At 67.5% G+C, this 16,104-nt stretch carries 17 protein-coding genes; 3 read left to right on the forward strand and 14 right to left on the reverse strand.

The features are described from left to right. Positions 1 to 39 precede the first annotated feature (39 nt). The 5 genes from OYT95_RS06730 to OYT95_RS06750 all read right to left on the reverse strand — a co-directional run bounded on the left by OYT95_RS06730 (position 40) and on the right by OYT95_RS06750 (position 5,368). The gene (locus OYT95_RS06730; RefSeq protein ID WP_037244333.1) at positions 40 to 1,815 is read right to left on the reverse strand and encodes a long-chain-acyl-CoA synthetase; all 1,776 of its coding nucleotides are present in this window, start codon (positions 1,813 to 1,815) and stop codon (positions 40 to 42) included. An 84-nt stretch (positions 1,816 to 1,899) separates the two neighbouring features. Continuing rightward, entirely contained in the window at positions 1,900 to 2,457 is a 558-nt protein-coding gene (locus tag OYT95_RS06735; protein WP_268791030.1) for a TIGR00730 family Rossman fold protein, read from the reverse strand. Then, positions 2,457 to 3,257 carry a TIGR00730 family Rossman fold protein gene (locus OYT95_RS06740; protein WP_037244330.1) on the reverse strand — a complete coding sequence of 267 codons (801 nt, stop codon included), beginning with the start codon at positions 3,255 to 3,257 and terminating at the stop codon, positions 2,457 to 2,459. The genes OYT95_RS06735 and OYT95_RS06740 overlap by 1 nt, the downstream gene beginning before the upstream one ends. A gap of 42 nt (positions 3,258 to 3,299) precedes the next feature. Further along, positions 3,300 to 4,373, reverse strand: a complete 1,074-nt coding sequence (dapE, locus tag OYT95_RS06745) for a succinyl-diaminopimelate desuccinylase (protein WP_268791031.1) — start codon at positions 4,371 to 4,373, stop codon at positions 3,300 to 3,302. A gap of 41 nt (positions 4,374 to 4,414) precedes the next feature. Beyond that, positions 4,415 to 5,368, reverse strand: coding sequence for an SMP-30/gluconolactonase/LRE family protein (locus OYT95_RS06750; RefSeq protein ID WP_112302126.1), 954 nt, complete (start codon positions 5,366 to 5,368; stop codon positions 4,415 to 4,417). A gap of 141 nt (positions 5,369 to 5,509) precedes the next feature. Between OYT95_RS06750 and dapD the strand changes: the two genes are divergently transcribed. Both dapD and OYT95_RS06760 read left to right on the forward strand, forming a co-directional pair. Continuing rightward, complete coding sequence (dapD, locus tag OYT95_RS06755) at positions 5,510 to 6,463, forward strand: 2,3,4,5-tetrahydropyridine-2,6-dicarboxylate N-succinyltransferase (RefSeq protein WP_037206621.1); 954 nt, start codon at positions 5,510 to 5,512, stop codon at positions 6,461 to 6,463. Between the two features lie 31 nt (positions 6,464 to 6,494). Continuing rightward, complete coding sequence (locus tag OYT95_RS06760; RefSeq protein WP_268791032.1) at positions 6,495 to 7,859, forward strand: amino acid permease; 1,365 nt, start codon at positions 6,495 to 6,497, stop codon at positions 7,857 to 7,859. 16 nt (positions 7,860 to 7,875) lie between these two features. On the opposite strand, the gene OYT95_RS06765 is transcribed toward OYT95_RS06760, so the two are convergent. The 6 genes from OYT95_RS06765 to OYT95_RS06790 all read right to left on the reverse strand — a co-directional run bounded on the left by OYT95_RS06765 (position 7,876) and on the right by OYT95_RS06790 (position 12,485). After that, the gene (locus OYT95_RS06765) at positions 7,876 to 8,289 is read right to left on the reverse strand and encodes a DUF1622 domain-containing protein (protein ID WP_268791033.1); all 414 of its coding nucleotides are present in this window, start codon (positions 8,287 to 8,289) and stop codon (positions 7,876 to 7,878) included. A 172-nt stretch (positions 8,290 to 8,461) separates the two neighbouring features. Further along, positions 8,462 to 9,073: an RraA family protein gene (locus tag OYT95_RS06770; RefSeq protein ID WP_112302253.1), complete on the reverse strand. Its 612-nt coding sequence runs from the start codon at positions 9,071 to 9,073 to the stop codon at positions 8,462 to 8,464. A 47-nt stretch (positions 9,074 to 9,120) separates the two neighbouring features. Next, on the reverse strand, positions 9,121 to 9,483 hold the full coding sequence (locus tag OYT95_RS06775; RefSeq protein WP_268791034.1) for a PaaI family thioesterase: 363 nt from the start codon (positions 9,481 to 9,483) through the stop codon (positions 9,121 to 9,123). Next, entirely contained in the window at positions 9,480 to 10,442 is a 963-nt protein-coding gene (locus OYT95_RS06780; RefSeq protein WP_112302122.1) for a cyclase family protein, read from the reverse strand. The genes OYT95_RS06775 and OYT95_RS06780 overlap by 4 nt, the downstream gene beginning before the upstream one ends. After that, positions 10,429 to 11,298, reverse strand: a complete 870-nt coding sequence (locus tag OYT95_RS06785) for a citryl-CoA lyase (protein ID WP_268791035.1) — start codon at positions 11,296 to 11,298, stop codon at positions 10,429 to 10,431. The genes OYT95_RS06780 and OYT95_RS06785 overlap by 14 nt, the downstream gene beginning before the upstream one ends. After that, positions 11,295 to 12,485, reverse strand: coding sequence for a CaiB/BaiF CoA transferase family protein (locus tag OYT95_RS06790; protein ID WP_268791036.1), 1,191 nt, complete (start codon positions 12,483 to 12,485; stop codon positions 11,295 to 11,297). The genes OYT95_RS06785 and OYT95_RS06790 overlap by 4 nt, the downstream gene beginning before the upstream one ends. A gap of 208 nt (positions 12,486 to 12,693) precedes the next feature. Here OYT95_RS06790 and OYT95_RS06795 point away from each other — a divergent pair, with 208 nt between their 5' ends. After that, positions 12,694 to 13,476, forward strand: a complete 783-nt coding sequence (locus OYT95_RS06795) for an IclR family transcriptional regulator (RefSeq protein WP_268791037.1) — start codon at positions 12,694 to 12,696, stop codon at positions 13,474 to 13,476. A 235-nt stretch (positions 13,477 to 13,711) separates the two neighbouring features. On the opposite strand, the gene OYT95_RS06800 is transcribed toward OYT95_RS06795, so the two are convergent. The 3 genes from OYT95_RS06800 to OYT95_RS06810 are packed head-to-tail and all read right to left on the reverse strand — an operon-like array spanning position 13,712 to position 16,100. After that, positions 13,712 to 14,539, reverse strand: coding sequence for an amino acid ABC transporter permease (locus OYT95_RS06800; RefSeq protein ID WP_268791038.1), 828 nt, complete (start codon positions 14,537 to 14,539; stop codon positions 13,712 to 13,714). Then, positions 14,536 to 15,183: an amino acid ABC transporter permease gene (locus tag OYT95_RS06805; protein WP_213576648.1), complete on the reverse strand. Its 648-nt coding sequence runs from the start codon at positions 15,181 to 15,183 to the stop codon at positions 14,536 to 14,538. The genes OYT95_RS06800 and OYT95_RS06805 overlap by 4 nt, the downstream gene beginning before the upstream one ends. Before the next feature lie 29 nt (positions 15,184 to 15,212). Continuing rightward, positions 15,213 to 16,100: a glutamate ABC transporter substrate-binding protein gene (locus OYT95_RS06810; protein WP_112302117.1), complete on the reverse strand. Its 888-nt coding sequence runs from the start codon at positions 16,098 to 16,100 to the stop codon at positions 15,213 to 15,215. Between the last annotated feature and the right edge of the window lie 4 nt (positions 16,101 to 16,104).

Here is a 16,104-nt window from a genome sequence, read left to right on the forward strand (position 1 = left end):
GCGGGCGGTTAACAAGTACTCACGGGCGGCGTAGCCGCATTACCCCTTCGGCAGCGAACCCTTCGCCACTTCGTCGACGTAACCGTCGTACGAGGGCTTGTAGCCGTCGCCGCGCCCGGACAGCACGTGCAACGTGTCGGTGTCCTCGACGTCGTAGCCCTCCTTGCGGAGTTCCACCTTGCGGCTCTTGAACGTCGATGTCTGTTCCAACGAGTCGACGACGCGGACGAACAGCGGCACCGCGTACGACGGCAGCCGCTGGAACAGCAACTCGGCGACGTCGGAGCCGTCGAACTTCTCGTTCTCGTGCAACGTCACCGCGGCCATCCCGGCGCGACCGTCGGTCCCGGGGATCTCGACGCCGTAGACGACGGCGTGCTCGACCGCGGGATGCGCGAGGAGTGCGCCCTCGACCTCGGTGGTGGCGACGTTCTCCCCCTTCCAGCGGAACGTGTCGCCGAGCCGGTCGACGAACGCGACGTGCGACCAGCCCTGGCGGCGCACCAGGTCTCCGGTGTCGAACCAGCAGTCGCCGTCGTCGAAGCCGTCGCGGACGAGCTTCTTGTCGGTGGCCTCCTCGTCGGTGTATCCGTCGAACGGCGCCCGGTCCGTCACCTTCGACAGCAGCAGGCCGACGTCGCCGGTGCGCACCTTCCGCAGCTTGCCGTCGGAGTGCCGCCGGGGCGATCCGCTGTCCTCGTCGTACTCGACCACGGCGTGCGGCAGGGGGCAGATGCCTGCCGTCCGGTCGACGTTGAGGGCGTTGACGAACGCGATGTTGCACTCGCTGGCGCCGTAGAACTCGGCCACCCGGGAGATCCCGAACCTGGTGGTGAACTCGGACCAGATCTCCGGACGGAGACCGTTCCCGACCATCAGCCGGATGGAGTTGTCGCGGTCGCCGGGCTTCTCGGGCTGGTTCAGCAGGTACCGGCACAGCTCACCGATATAGGTGAACGCGGTGGCCCGGTTCAGTTCGACGTCGGCCCAGAACTTGGACGCCGAGAACTGCTTGCCCAGTGCGAGCGTCGCACCCGACCCGAGCACCGAGGACAGGGACACCGTCAGCGCGTTGTTGTGATAGAGAGGCAGGCAGCAGTAGAGGACGTCGCTTCCGCGCAGCCGGACCCCCATGTTGCCGAGTCCGGACATGCTCTTGAGCCAGCGGAAGTGGCTCATCAGGCTGGCCTTCGGCAGTCCCGTGGTGCCGGAGGTGAAGATGTAGAACGCTTTCTCCCGGGCCTGGATCTGCTCGCACACCTCGGGGTCGCCGTCTCCGGCCTTCTCGGCGAGGCGATCGAGGTCGTCGAAGTACAGCACCGAGGGCACGGCGGGCGGTTCGTCGAGCGAGTCCATGGCCTCGCCGCACGCCTCGGACACCACCAGGACCTGGCTGTCGAGCAGCGAGATGCTGTGCGCGAGCACGTCTCCGCGCTGGTTGTGGTTCAGCATCCCGGCGGCGGCCCCGAGCTTGACCGCGGCGAGTGCGATGAGCAGCGTCTCGGGCGAGTTCTTGCCCAGGATCCCGACGACGTCCCCGCGTGCCACTCCGAGGTCGGCGAGCACGTGGGCGTAGCGATTCACACGGATGTTGGCATTCCGGTAGCTCAGCGATTCGCCCTCGAACCGCAGGAACGTACGGCGCGGGTGCGCTGCGGCAGCGCGCTGGAAGACGAGGCCGATCGACTCCTTCGCGTCGGGGGTCCGGATCAGGCCGAGGACCCCCTTCGCCATGATCGGCAGCTCCGGAATCATGGCCGGCAGCCTCTTCGCGAGGTCGACCACCCCGATCGTCGAACGAGCTTCAGAACGCATGACATCCCCTCAGGCCTGCAGTATGAGTCAGGTCACCTTACTGCACGGTAACAACGTGCGCCACGACGCGGACCGGACGGCGCCTCAGGAGACGCAGGCGTCCAGCGCCTCCGCGACATCGGTCCGCACGAGCAGCCTGTCGAGGGCGCGCTGCGCCACGAAACCGCCGCCCCGCAGTCCGTCGAGCCAGTCGAGCAGGCCCGTGTAGTGACCGTGCGGATCCAGGAGAACCACCGGTTTCTCGTGCATGCCGAGATAGCCCGCGGTCCACGTTTCGAACAGCTCCTCGAGCGTACCGATACCGCCGGGCAGCGTGACGAACGCGTCGGCCCGGTCCTCCATGATCTGCTTGCGCTGGCGCATGGTGTCCGTGACCACCAGCTCGTCCGCGTCGACGTCGGCGACCTCCCTGTGCACCAGGGCTTTCGGGATGACACCGACAGTGGTCGCCCCGGCGGCGCGGGCGGCCTCGGCGACCGCGCCCATCATCGAGACGTTGCCGCCGCCGGACACGAGTTGCCAACCGCGCTTACCGATTTCGGTGCCGACCTGGGCCGCGAGTTCCAGGAAGTGGTCGTCCACGGGGCCGGACGCACAGTAGACGCACACCGAGAACGTCTGTGTCGGAACAGTTTCCGGCATCACCACTGGTCCTCCGTCCCGAGCAGGGCAGCTTCGTCGACACCCTGCTGCGACCGTATGACGATCTGCACCGCTTCCTCCACATCGTCCGTGACGTGCAAGAGGTTGACGTCACCTTCCGAGATCTTGCCGCTGCGTTGGAGAGTTCCTCGTAACCAGTCCACGAGCCCGGACCAGTACTCGGTGCCGAACAGGACGATCGGGAATCTCGTGACCTTCCGTGTCTGCACCAGAGTCAGCGCCTCGAACAGCTCGTCGAGCGTCCCGAACCCGCCGGGCAGGCAGATGAACGCCTGCGAGTACTTCACGAACATCGTCTTGCGCGCGAAGAAGTAGCGGAAGTTGATGCCGAGGTCGACCCACTCGTTCAGGCCCTCCTCGAACGGCAGCTCGATACCGAGGCCGATGGAGTAACCACCCGATTCGCTGGCACCGCGGTTGGCCGCCTCCATGACGCCGGGACCGCCGCCGGTCATGACGGCGTAGCCGGCCTCGGCCAGGCGCGCACCCAGCGCTCGTCCCGCCTCGTACTCCGGGTGACCGTCCGGTGTGCGAGCGGAACCGAAGACGGTGACCGCGCGCGGCACCTCGGCCAGGGCACCGAACCCCTCGATGAACTCGCTCTGGATCCGCAGTACCCGCCAGGGGTCGGTGTGCACCCAGTCGGTCGAGCCCCGCTCGTCGAGCAACCGCTCGTCGGTGGTGGTGGTGTCGTCCTTGCGGGCGCGCCTCAACTGCACCGGACCCCGGTGCTTCACGGACGAGGACTTCCGGCCGTGAGTGTTCTTCTCGGGTGCCATGCGCCCCAGGCTAGCGGGTGGCCCGTTCGGGGCACCGGGCAGTCACGGGGCGCTCAGATAGGCGCGCAGCACCGTCGTCACATCGGTGATCTGCTGCACGGGCACGTGCTCGTCCCGCTTGTGGGCGAGGTTCGGGTCGCCGGGGCCGTAGTTGACGGCCGGGATGCCGAGGGCGGAGAACCGCGAGACGTCGGTCCACCCGTACTTGGCGCGGAACTCGCCGCCCGCCGCCTCGATCAGGGCCGCAGCCGCCGGATCGCCCAACCCGGGCAGGGCCCCCGGCGACAGGTCCGTGACCTCGAAACCCAGCTCGAGACCGTCGAAGACCTCCCGCACGTGGTCGATGGCCTGCTCGGCGCTGCGGTCGGGGGCGAAGCGGAAGTTCACGTCCATCTCCGCCGCGTCGGGAACCACGTTGCCCGCGACGCCGCCGGAGATCCGCACGGCGGACAACCCTTCCCGGTACACGCAGCCGTCGATGTCCACCGACCGCGCGGTGTAGTCCGACAGGCGCTGCAGGACCGGGGCGAAGCGGTGGATCGCGTTGTCGCCCAGCCACGATCTCGCGGAGTGCGCGCGGGTGCCGCGGGTGGTCAGCGTCACCCGCAACGTGCCCTGGCACCCCGCCTCGATGAGACCTCCGGTCGGCTCGCCGAGAATCGCGACGTCCGCGCGCAGCCACTCGGGGATCTCGCGTTCGATCCGTCCGAGCCCGTTGTGGACGGCCGCGATCTCCTCGCAGTCGTAGAAGACCAGGGTCAGATCGTGCGCGAGGTTCCGGGTGGTGGCGGCGAGATGCAGGAACACCGCGTCGCCCGACTTCATGTCGACCGTTCCGCATCCGTGCAGCAGGTCGCCCTCACGGCGCGAGGGGATGTTGTCCGCGATCGGCACGGTGTCGAGGTGACCGGCGAGCATCACCCGGCTCGGCAGTCCCCGATCGGTCCGGGCGAGCACGGCGTTGCCGTTGCGGATGACCTCGAAACCGGTGGTCTGCTCCCGCAGCGCCGACTCGACGGCGTCGGCGATCGCCGACTCGTCGTGCGAGACGCTCGGGATGTCCACCAGGGCGGCGGTGAGGTCGATGGGATCGGCGTGGAGGTCGAGTGGGCTCACCCGTCCACCCTAAGCCGACCAGTCAGCCCGCTCGGGCGTTGCTACCCGTCGAAGCCACCCGGGATCTCGTAGATCGCACCGTCGAAGCCGATGCGGAACAGCCGTCCCGCCGAGAAGCCGCCGGATCCCTGCCCGTACACGACCATGCTCGACGTGGGCAGACCGGACGCGAGCACGCAGTACTGCCCCGGCGAGTCGAGGCGCCAGATCTCGCCGCGCACGTTGGCCGGGACCACCGGACGGCCTCGCGAGTCCAGGGCCAGGCCGTCGGGTGCGGCGAAGTTGTCGAGTCCGGACAGGTCGAGGATGCTCTCGGGCGCCCCGGGGTTCGCGAGCGGGATCCGGCTCACGCCCGGATTCACGAACGTCCGCGACACGTAGAGGTACCGGTCGTCCGCGCCGAGCACCGCGCCGTTGGCGCTGGGCAGAGTCGCCCAGTGGGGCTCCACCCGCCCGTCGGGGAACACCCGCCCGATCTGGGTGCCGAAGTCGTTGGTGGCGTATGCCGTTCCGTCGGCGGCGACGTCGAGTCCGTTCGCCGCGCTCAGGCCCGAGACGAACGGTGTGAGCACGTTCGTTGCGGTGTTCAGCTTCGCGATCGCACCCGGACGCAGGATGTCGCCGAGGAACACGCGGGCGTCCGCGCCGTACCCCACCAGCAGCGATCCGTCCGACGCCCAGGCCAGCGCCCCGGCGCCGCCGTCCGGCACCGTCGCGACCGGGACCGCGGGGGCTCCGGGGGCGTCGAGGCGGAACACCCGCCCGCTCAGAAGGTCCGTCGTGTAGAGGCGGCCGCCGCCGTCCACGGCGACGCCCTCGAGCGCCGCTCCCGGCACCCGCCCGACGAGGACCGGTGCCTGGCCGGCGCCCGGGCACACCGGAGCGGCGGACGCGGTCTGCGGCGCCACCACCGACACGGCCCCGGCGAGCAGTGCGCCCGCGGCCACGGCCCGCACGCCTCCTCCGATGAATCGACCCCAGTGCGAAATGCGCATTCCCACTACCTTTCCCGGTGTGTCTCACGTGCCCCGTGGATGGTCCCCCACATGGCCGGAACCCGCTCGGTTTCGATTCGATCACGCCCCGATAACGACCGCTGGGAATGCCCGAGTAATGAGGCAGTAACCTTTACTGCCGTGAGCACACAGGGAGCATCAGCAGTAGGCATCGCCAACGTGACCGTCGGCGGCACGGTCCTCGACACCTGGTTCCCGGCGCCCGAGCTGGGAAACTTCGACGACGCGGGCACCGTGCGGATCGAGGGTGGCGACATCCCCTCCGATCTGGCACTCCTCGCCGGACCCGACGAAGCGCGTGAGGTCGACCAGGTCGTGGTGCGCACCACCATCGCCGACCTCTCGGCGCCGCCGGTCGACGCCCACGACGCCTACCTGCGCCTTCACCTCCTCTCGCATCGCCTCGTGACCCCGCACGGCGTCAACCTCGACGGTCTGTTCGGATTGCTGTCCAACGTGGTGTGGACCAACTTCGGTCCCTGCGCGGTCGAGGGCTTCGAGAAGGTGCGGTCGCGCCTGCGCATCCGCGGCGTGGTCACCGTGTTCGGTGTCGACAAGTTCCCGCGCATGGTCGACTACGTCGTCCCGTCCGGCGTCCGCATCGCCGACGCCGACCGCGTCCGCCTCGGCGCCCACCTGGCCAGCGGCACCACCGTGATGCACGAGGGCTTCGTCAACTTCAACGCCGGCACGCTCGGCAACTCCATGGTCGAAGGCCGTATCTCCGCGGGTGTCGTCGTCGACGACGGATCCGACGTGGGCGGCGGCGCCTCGATCATGGGCACCCTGTCCGGTGGCGGCAAGGAAACCATCTCCGTCGGCAAGCGCTGCCTGCTCGGCGCCAACGCCGGTCTCGGCATCTCGCTCGGCGACGACTGCGTCCTCGAAGCCGGCCTGTACGTGACCGCGGGAACCAAGGTCACCGGGCCGGACGGCACCGTCGTGAAGGCCAAGGAACTCAACGGCCAGTCCAACCTGCTGTTCCGCCGCAACTCCGTGTCGGGAGCCGTCGAGGTCGTGCCGTGGAAGGGCACCGGCGTGGAACTGAACGCCGCTCTGCACGCAAACGACTGATCCCGTGAGCGGTACGCGAACACCCGGCACCATGACCGATTCGACCAGCACACTGGGCCGGGGCCTGAAGGTCCGTCATCTCACGATGATGGGCCTCGGTTCCGCGATCGGTGCCGGGCTGTTCCTCGGTACCGGTGTCGGTATCGCGACCGCCGGTCCCGCCGTCCTCGTCTCCTACCTGCTCGCCGGCATCATCGTCGTCTTCGTGATGCGCATGCTCGGCGAGATGGGAGCGGCGATCCCCGCCAGCGGGTCCTTCTCGCACTACGCGCGGATCGGCATCGGCGAATGGGCCGGATTCGTCATGGGCTGGCTCTATTGGTTCATGCTGATCATGGTGCTCGGCGCCGAGATCACCGGCGCCTCCGGCATCGTGAGCGGCTGGCTGCCCGGCGTTCCGCAATGGGTCGTCGCCCTCGTGTTCGTGATCTTCTTCGCGGCCGTCAACCTGGCGAAGGTCAGTAACTTCGGCGAGTTCGAGTTCTGGTTCGCCGCCATCAAGGTCACCGTCATCATCGCGTTCCTGGTGATCGGTGTGCTGCTGGTGTTCGGCCTGCTGCCAGACACCGAGCCGGTGGGAACCACCAACCTCTTCGGCCACGGCGGCTTCATGCCCGAAGGCTTCGCCGGTGTCGCCGCGGGCCTGCTGGTCGTGGCGTTCGCCTTCGGCGGCATCGAGATCGTGACCATCGCCGCCGCCGAATCCGAGGATCCCGAGCGCTCGATCGCCGTGGCGGTGCGTAGCGTCGTCTGGCGAATCAGCGTCTTCTACCTCGGTTCGATCTCGATCATGGTCCTCGTTCTTCCGTGGGATTCCTCGGACCTGAAGAGCGGACCGTTCGTGGCGGTCCTCAACCAGGCGCACATCCCGTACGTGGCCGGGTTCATGGAACTGGTGGTCGTGGTCGCGTTGCTGTCGGCGTTCAACGCCAACATCTACGGCACGTCGCGGATGGCGTATTCGCTGTCCCGGCGCGGCGACGGTCCCGCGTTCATGGCGCGGATCTCGAATTCCGGGGTGCCCCTCAATGCGGTTCTGCTGTCGGTGTTCTTCGGTTTCGTCAGCGTGCTGCTCAACTGGTGGCTGCCGGACGACCTCCTGGGACTTCTCCTGAACGCCGTCGGTTCGGCGCTCCTGGTCATCTGGATCTTCATCGTCGTGTCGCATCTGAGGCTGCGCCCCCGGCTCGAACGCGAGGGCAAGCTGACCGTCCGGATGTGGCTGTTCCCGTGGCTGAGCTACCTCACGCTCGCCATGCTCGCCGGTTTCGTCGTGCTCATGCTCTTCGACTCCGATGCCCGCACCCAGCTGATCTCGACGTGCGTCCTGTTCCTCGTCATCGCGGTGCTCGGTGTGCTCAACACCCGGCTGCGCAAGCGGCCGCAGACCGTGTGACCGGTTCGGCGGCAACTCACCGGTCCGAAGCCGGCTCCTGACCAGCGGACGAACGTGCCGCGCGGGCGAGCACCTGCGGACCGGTCACCAACGCCTTCCGCCACGGTGCGACACCGTCGATTTCGATCTCGATGGACAGGCTCAGCACGGTACGGATCAGCACGATCACTCCCAGGACGGCGGCATCGGTCAGCGACGGCGTGGAGGTGACCGTCTTGACGATGTCAGCCGCGACGAGCAGTTCCAGGCCGAGCAGGATCGCGCCCCCGAGCGATTCCCGCAGGGTCTTGAACGCCTGAGCACCGTCGCCGGTCCTCCTCCACGCGCGCACCGCGAGGAAGAAGGCGAAGACGAACCCGACAACCATCGCGAGGACGCCGAGGACTTCGAACAATTCGGTTGCGAGTTCGAAGAACCTGACAGTGTCCATCGTGTGAGTGTTCCTGTTCGGGAGGGTGTTCGCACTGGATTCCCATGCGATCGCCAGTAGTGAAACCCGCGCGAGTTCCCGGATTCTCGGTCGTACGTCACCATGAACCCGTACGGATTCGGTGCGCAACCCACCAAATATGGCTGGGTTAGCAAGCCCTTGACTTTACCGTTCAAGGACTCGGCGGACGCTGCCGATCCTCGCCTGACATCGCGTACCGGGTGCGTTTGACGATCTCGTTGTCGGCGATCTGTCTGGCGTTGTTTAGCACGTCGTCCGCGACGCGTGCTGCGACGACGGCGATCCCGTCGGCGTCGCCGATCACGATGTCGGATGCCTGGACGACGGTTCCGCCGATGGCTACGGGTTCACCGAGTCGGCCTGGTCCGTGTTTGTAGGGTCCGGCGGGGGTGGTGCTGCGGGCGAAGACGGGCATGCCCATTTGCTCGAGGGCGGCGACGTCACGGACCGCGCCGTCGATCACGAAGCCGCCCAGCCCGATGGCTCGTGCGCGGGTTCCGATGAGATCGCCGATGAGTGCGCGGGTTTCGTCGCCGCCGCCGTTGACGACGAGGATGTCGCCGGGGGCGGCGAGGTCGAGCGCCTTGTGGATGTAGAGGTTGTCTCCGGCTCGGGTGCAGACGGTGAACGCTCGCCCGGTGATGGTCGCTCCCGGCCACATGGGCCGTATTCCGGTCGGGCAGCCGAAGCGGTCCTGGGCGTCACCAATGGTGGCGGTGGGGATACGGGCGAACGCTGCGACGAGCTTGTCGGGTTGCACCACGACACCTCCTTCGGATGGTTTCTGCGGGCTCAGGGTCGTGCCGAATCTCACTCCTCGACGAGGGGTGCGGTCCGTAGGGGTTTGAATACCCCGGTGGCGGTCGCGACCAGGGTGTCCTCCACGGTGAGGTCGGTTCGCATGAACAGCAGCGACCGGGTCCCGGGTGCGGTGTGGGGGCGGGCGCGCAGGACGTCGCCGACGTGGATGGGAGCGGCGTACGTCATCACCAGCCCGCCCTGGACGATCCCTCGCCGGTTGCGGTGCTTGTCCGGGCACACGACCGCCACCTCGGTGCCTCCGCGGTCGGAGCGGGTGTAGAAGGGGCCGACCAGGGTGATGAAACCGTCGTCGATCACCTCGGTCCATCCGTCCTCGGTTGACAGCGCCGCGGCACGGTACCCGGTGGTCACTTGATGGCGGTGGCGTTGGCGGGTGAGCCGACGCCACCGGTGAGGTTGAGGGGTTTGACGGTCAGCAGGCATTCGTAACGGCCGTCGAGGGCGCAGTCCTCGCCGAGTTCGTCGAGTTTCCACAGCTCGCCGATGGGCAGACCGAGCAGGGCGATGAGTTCCTGGTGCATCATGCCGTGGTCGGTGTCGCCGCCGAACGGTGAATCAGCTACTGCGGGCAGGCGTTCGAGCGCGAAGGTGTCCGAGGCGGCGAGGGCGACCTGATGGTCGGCGAACCAGTCGATCGCGGCCTGCGACTGCGCGAGGCCGGTGCAGGTCTTGCTGGTGTGGATCCGTGCGCGCTGGTCGGCGGTGGCCTCGTCGAGGAACCACTGTGCCCAGCCGGTGCGGATCAGCAGCAGATCACCGGTGCGCAGTTGCACGTCCTGGGCGGCCAAGGTGTCGTCGAGTTCGCAGATGTCGAGGGCTTCGCCGCCGGCATGATCGATCGGTTTTCCGAGGTGGGTGCGGTGGCGGCCGATGTCGATGAGGACTCCTCGGCCGGCGATCGGGTGCTGGGACCAGTGGTTGATGCCGAGGGCCGGATTGCCGGCGACGATCGCATCGTCGGGGGTGCCGTTGTAGAAGCCGTGCTCGGCGTGGCGGCGGTGCCGCAACCCGTCGAGGTGGCTGGCGGCCTGCGGCCAGAATCCGTCCAGGTAGTCGTCGCGGTGGTCGCGGTGCCGGGAGACCACGTGATGTTCGGGGGCGCTGCGCAGCGTCGCCAGCGAGGGCACGAACGCGTCGAGGGGGTAGTCGAGGCCGAAGACAGTTCCTCGCTGGATCAGGGTGGCGGCGTCGCGAACGTGGTCGGGGCCGGCGTAGTTGGCCATTCCCCGGTCGGGCGTGGTCTGGAACTGTCCCCAGGTCGAGCGCGTCGGCGCGGCCGGTATGCCGGTGGTGGGGTTATCGATCGGCATGGGTGGTGTCCTCGACGGCGCGGGCGGGGTGGCCGGTGTAGGTGGGCAGTAATGTGCGGGGAATCGGTCCCTTGTTGCGGCCGCCCTGCTGGGTCTGTTCCCAGCCGTGGGCGAGGATGCCGACCGAGCGGGACAGGACGAACAGTCCGCGGCCGAGGGGCGGCGGGAAGCCGAGTTCGGCGTACACCACGGCGGTGGCGCCGTCGATGTTCATCGGGACCGGTCGGGTCCGTCCGGCGGCGAGGGACTGCTCGAGGGCGAGGGCGGCGTGCAGGTACTGGCCGGACACCGCGCTTTCGTCGCGGGCCGCGGCGACCAGCGAGAGCAGCGGGTCGCGGCGCGGATCGCGGGGGTGGAATCGGTGCCCGAACCCGGGCACGTACCTTTTGGCGGAACGGTAGTCGGCCACGATGCGGTCGGCGACGGGGCGCAGATCGGTGGGGTCGGTGGCCTGCTCGACGATGTCGGCGAGCACACTCATGCATTGCTCCCCTGCGCCGCCGTGGACGTCGCCGAGCATTCCGACGCCGGTGGCCATCACGTTGTTGAGGCCGACCCCGCAGGTGGCGGCCATGCGGGAGGCCGCGATCGAGGGTGCCTGCGGTCCGTGGTCGACGGCAGCGACCAGGGCGGCGTCGAGGAGTCGTTCCTGCCAGGGGGTGGGGCGCTGCCCGCGGATCATCAGCCAGACCATGCCGGCGTAGGAGGTGGTCGGGATCAGGTCCTCGATGGCGTAGCCGCGGTAGCGGATGACGCCGGGTGAGATGTCGCTGATATCGGTGCGCCACCAGCCGGTGACGTCGTCGATGGTGGTCTGATCCGCGCCGGGGACCGGGCGGCGTTCGGTGGTGGTCATACCGCGCCTTCCGTGTGCAGGTCGGTGATCTCGTCGGCGGTGAAGCCGAGATCGGTGAGCAGTTCGTCGGTGTGTTCGCTCAGCGTCGGGGGCGCCGACGCCGGGGCGAGGGGGCGGCCGTTGACGTGGAAGCCGGTGCCGAGGACGCTGACCGTGCGGTCGGGCAGGTCGACCTGGTGGACCAGTTCACGCTCGGTGATCTGGTCGAGGTCGAGGGAAGCGGTGACGTCGAGGACCAGTCCCGCGGGCACCCCTGCCTCGTTGAGAAGGGGCTCCCACTCGCGGGCGGACTTGGCGGCGAGGGCGGACTCGATCTCGACGCGCAGTTCCGGGCGACGGTTCTTGCGGTCGTCGCGCAGGGCGAACCGGGGGTCGTCGATGAGGTTTTCGCGGCCGATCAGCTTGCACAGGATCTCGAACTGTTCCTGTTTGTTGGCCGCGATGTTGAGGGCGCCGGATCCGGTCTGGAACGTCGCCGACGGTGCGCCGGTGGGGTTCTCGTTGCCGTTCGCGCTGGGTTGCCGGCCGGCGATGAGGTAGTCCGAGACCACCCAGCCCAGTGCGGTCAGTGAGCTTTCGAGCATCGACACGTCGAGGTAGACGCCCTCGCCGGTCCGGGCGCGGGACGCGAGAGCGCCGTTGATGGCCATGGCGGCGGTCATCCCGCCGAGGGTGTCGCACACGGGGAAACCGACGCGCAACGGTGCGGTGTCGGGTGTGCCGGTGACCGCGCTCATCCCGGACAGGCCCTGGATGATCTGGTCGTAGGCGGGGCGTTCGCGCATCGGCCCGGTCTGCCCGAAACCGGAGATCGCGCAGTACACCAGCCGCGGGTTCATCGCGTGCAGTTCGTCCCAGGAGTAGCCGAGCCGGGCGAGCACGCCCGGGCGGAAGTTCTCGACGAGGACGTCGGCGCCGGCGATCAACCGGTCGAACACGTTCCGGCCGGCCGCCCTCTTGAGGTTGACCGTGATCGAGCGCTTACCGGCGTTCTGGGCCACGAACGAGGCGCCGAGCTTCTGGCTCGACAGCGCGGTGTCGGCACCGAGCTGTCGAGCCAGGTCGCCGCTGCCGGGTACTTCGACCTTGATGACGTCGGCACCCATCAGTGAGAGCTGGTAGCTCGCGTAAGGGCCGGCAAGGACGTTGGTGAGATCCAAGACTCGGATTCCGTCGAGCAGCTTCATCGGAAGATCCTTTCCGTGGGCGAATCCCACCAAACAAAAGGTGTCGTTATGTGACGTGTCTAACCCTACCACTCAAACCATCTAGCGGTCTACGTACACCGCCTGATGGTTTAGCCCGGTCGTTGATTCGCCCGTATCCGTGGTGATCGGTTTCTCCGAACCGTAGAGTGGTGCATCGGAAGAGTTGCTGAGCAGGGAGGACCAGAGGGTGACTGCAGTACCTACGGATTCAGCAGAGAAGCCGGCCGTCGCCGACGCGGGTGTCCGCAGCGTCACCCGGGTGATCGACCTGCTCGAACTGTTCGACGCAGCGCACCCCTCCCGCAGCCTCAAGGAACTCGTCGAGGGGACGAAACTGCCGAAAACGACCGTCGTCCGCCTGGTGGCGACGATGTGTGCGCGCAGCGTCCTGACCAGCCGCACGGACGGGTCCTACAGCCTCGGCCCGGAGATGCTGCGCTGGGTGCGTCTGGCGGGCAAGACCTGGGCGCCGCCGGAAGAGGTCGTCGACATCATGCGCCAGCTCAGCGCGGACACCGGCGAGACGGTGAACCTGTACATCCGGCAGGGCCTGTCCCGGGTGGTGGTCGCCCAGTGCGAGAGCACCGCGACCGTGCGAAGCGTCATCCCGCTCGGAGTGCCGTACCCGCTGTGGGCCGGCGCCGCCGGCAAGATTTTGCTGCTGGCCGCCCCCGAACTGATCGACGAGGTGGCCGCGGACTCCCCGCACGGCCCCGACTTCGCCGACCAGTTGCGTGAGACGGTCGAGGCCGGGCGCGAACGCGGATATCAGCTCGTCCACGGTGAGCGCGAGCTCGGCTCGTCGGGGCTGTCCTTCCCGCTCATCGACTCCCACGACACGGTCGTGGCCGCGTTGACGCTGGGCGGTCCCACCGGCCGGTTCACCGAGGACCGGACACCCCACTACATCGAATGCACGCGGGCCGCGGCAGAGGAGATTTCGGCCATCGGCCTGCCCGGTTTGGACTGAACCCGTCCGGGCACGGCGCCCGGCCCCCCGAGAGTCGCCAACGGCCAGCGCGAGCCTCGATGCGTCGCTTCTGCGCATTCGCGTCACGGCAGGTGATGCCGGTACTGCGCTCATCCCCCGTCGGCTCCGCATAGAAAATGCCGGTATCTCGACCGGGGTACGGGCGGTCGAGATACCGGCACTGATCGCGCTCTCCACCCGGAAATATCGGCCGAGGGAAAGGGCTTCTCCTACCTCACGAGCGGGCGTCGATTCGGCGCGCCAGCTTCGACAGCCCGACGTTCATCAGCAGGTAGATGATCGCGATCAAGACATAGACCGGGATGGCATACTGTCCGCCGAGGTATTCCACTGCGACCCGGCCGCTGCGCAGCAGTTCGGTGTAGCCGATGACGAAGCCGAGGGAGGTTTCCTTCACGATCGTCACGACCTGGCTGATCAGGGCGGGCAGCATGATCCGGATGCCCTGCGGCAGCAGGATGATGCGGAAGATCTGGGTCTTGCGCATGCCGATCGCGGCCGCCGCTTCGGCCTGCCCGCGGGGCAACGACGCGATGCCGGCGCGGAAGATCTCGCTCATCACGGCGCTGTTGTAGAGCGAGATGCCGAGGGCCAATGCCCAGAACGTCGGGACGATGACCCCGAATTGGGGTGCGCCGAGGAAGATGAAGAAGATCAGCACCAGCAGCGGCAGACCGCGGAAGATCTCCACCCATACCCGCACAACGCCCCGCAGGAGTCTGCTGTCCGACATCCGCATTGCCGCGAGGATCATGCCGAACACCACCGAGAGCACGATGGAGACGATCGCGCACTGAATCGTGGCGAGCAGACCCTTCAAGACGCTGCGCATCAGGTCCCGGTCGAGCAGCACCGACCACAGATCGGGACTGAGCTGACCGTGGGAGCCGAGCTGGTAGAGCCCCAGGGCCACGATGATCGCGACCACGGCGGCACCGACCCAGGTGGCGTTGCGGACTTTCCGTTGACCTTGCGGTCCGAGTACGTCGTACATGGCGATCGTGGGTTTGGTAGCTGCCGGTTTGGTTGCTGTCGTTGTCATCGCGCCACCGCAACTTTCTTCTCGACGATGTTGGCGATGGTCCCGGCGGGGATGGTGATCACCAGGTACAGGAGGCTGGTGGCCGCGAGGATCCACAGCACCGCCTGGCTCTCCTCGGCGATCACGCCTTCGGCGCGGGTGAGCAGTTCCGCGACACCGAACGCGCTGGCGATCGCCGAACTCTTGGTCAGTGCGATGAAGACGTTGATCAGCGGGGGCACGACACTGCGGAACGCCTGCGGGAGCACGATGTAGCGCAAGGAGCCGCCGAAGGTGAGTCCGATGGAGCGTCCTGCTTCGAACTGCCCGACCGGGATCGCGTTGATGCCCGAGCGGACGGCCTCGCAGAAGAAGGCGGAGTAGTAGATCGCCAGGGCGGCGACGGCCGCCCAGAAGAACGGGATCTTGATGCCGAGTTGGGGGAACGCGAACAGGGTCATGAAGTAGATGACGGCGGTGGGGACGTTACGGAACGTCTCGACGTATCCCGACCCGATCGATTGCAGGAGTGGAATCGGGGAGACACGGAACGACGCGAGGATCGTTCCGCCGATCAGCGCCAGGACGGTGGAGACGCCGATCAGCGCGAGCGTGACCGCGAAACCCTCCATCAGGGCGCCGAAATGGTCGACTACGGTGTGCATGGGATGTCCTCGGAAGTGAGACGAGAGATCTAGGTGCAGGGCTGCAGTTCCGGCATGACCGGTTGCTGCTTGGTGTAACGGCCGAGACTGTCGGCCCAGGCTTCCTCAGCGGAGCCGTCGCTGTAGTAATCGGTGATCGCGCTGTTGAGGAACTCGCAGAACGCGACATCGCCCTTGGCAATGCCCACCCCCCACGACTCGACCGCGAAGGGCTTGTTGATCAGCTCGATGTCCTTCTGATCCTTACTGACGTACCCGGCGCCGATAGGCCCCTGTGTGGCGAGCGCGTCGACCGACCCGTTCTTGAGGGCATCGATGCACTTGGAGGAGACGTCGAACTCGATCAGGTTCGTCTGTGGGAAGTTCTTGCGCAGCGACGCCGACACCGCCCCACCGAGGGTCGAGCACACCGTCACCCCGTTCGGGGTCTGGGGATCGGTGATGTTCTTCGGATTGCCCTTCACCGTCACCAGGTCGTTGTTGATGTCGAGGTAGGGGCCGCCGAAGCTGATCACCTGACGTCGCTTGTCGTTGATCGACAGCGTCGCGACGACGACGTCGACCTTGTCCTGCTGCAGTAGTTGCTCGCGGCTGGCGGAGTTTGCCTCGGTCCACTCGATCCGGTCGGCGGGGACACCGAGTTTGCCGGCGATGTACCGGACCAGATCGATCTCGTATCCCTCCTGCTCGCCGCGCAGGTTGCGCGCCGACAGCCCGGGATGATCGAACCGGGTTCCCACCCGCAACACCCCCTCACGAGCGATCTTGTCCATCGTCGTGCCGGGTGCGAACTGCGGGGACTGAGCAACCGCCGGGGTGATGCCCGTGGTCACGGTCGAGCGGGTACCGAACAGGGCGATGCCGGCGATGGCGACCACGGCCACCAGCGGCACGATCGCCTTACGGGAAAACCTCATGACA

The sequence above is a fragment of the Rhodococcus sp. JS3073 genome, from assembly GCF_026810085.1.
Taxonomy (GTDB): Bacteria; Actinomycetota; Actinomycetes; order Mycobacteriales; family Mycobacteriaceae; genus Rhodococcus_F; species Rhodococcus_F wratislaviensis.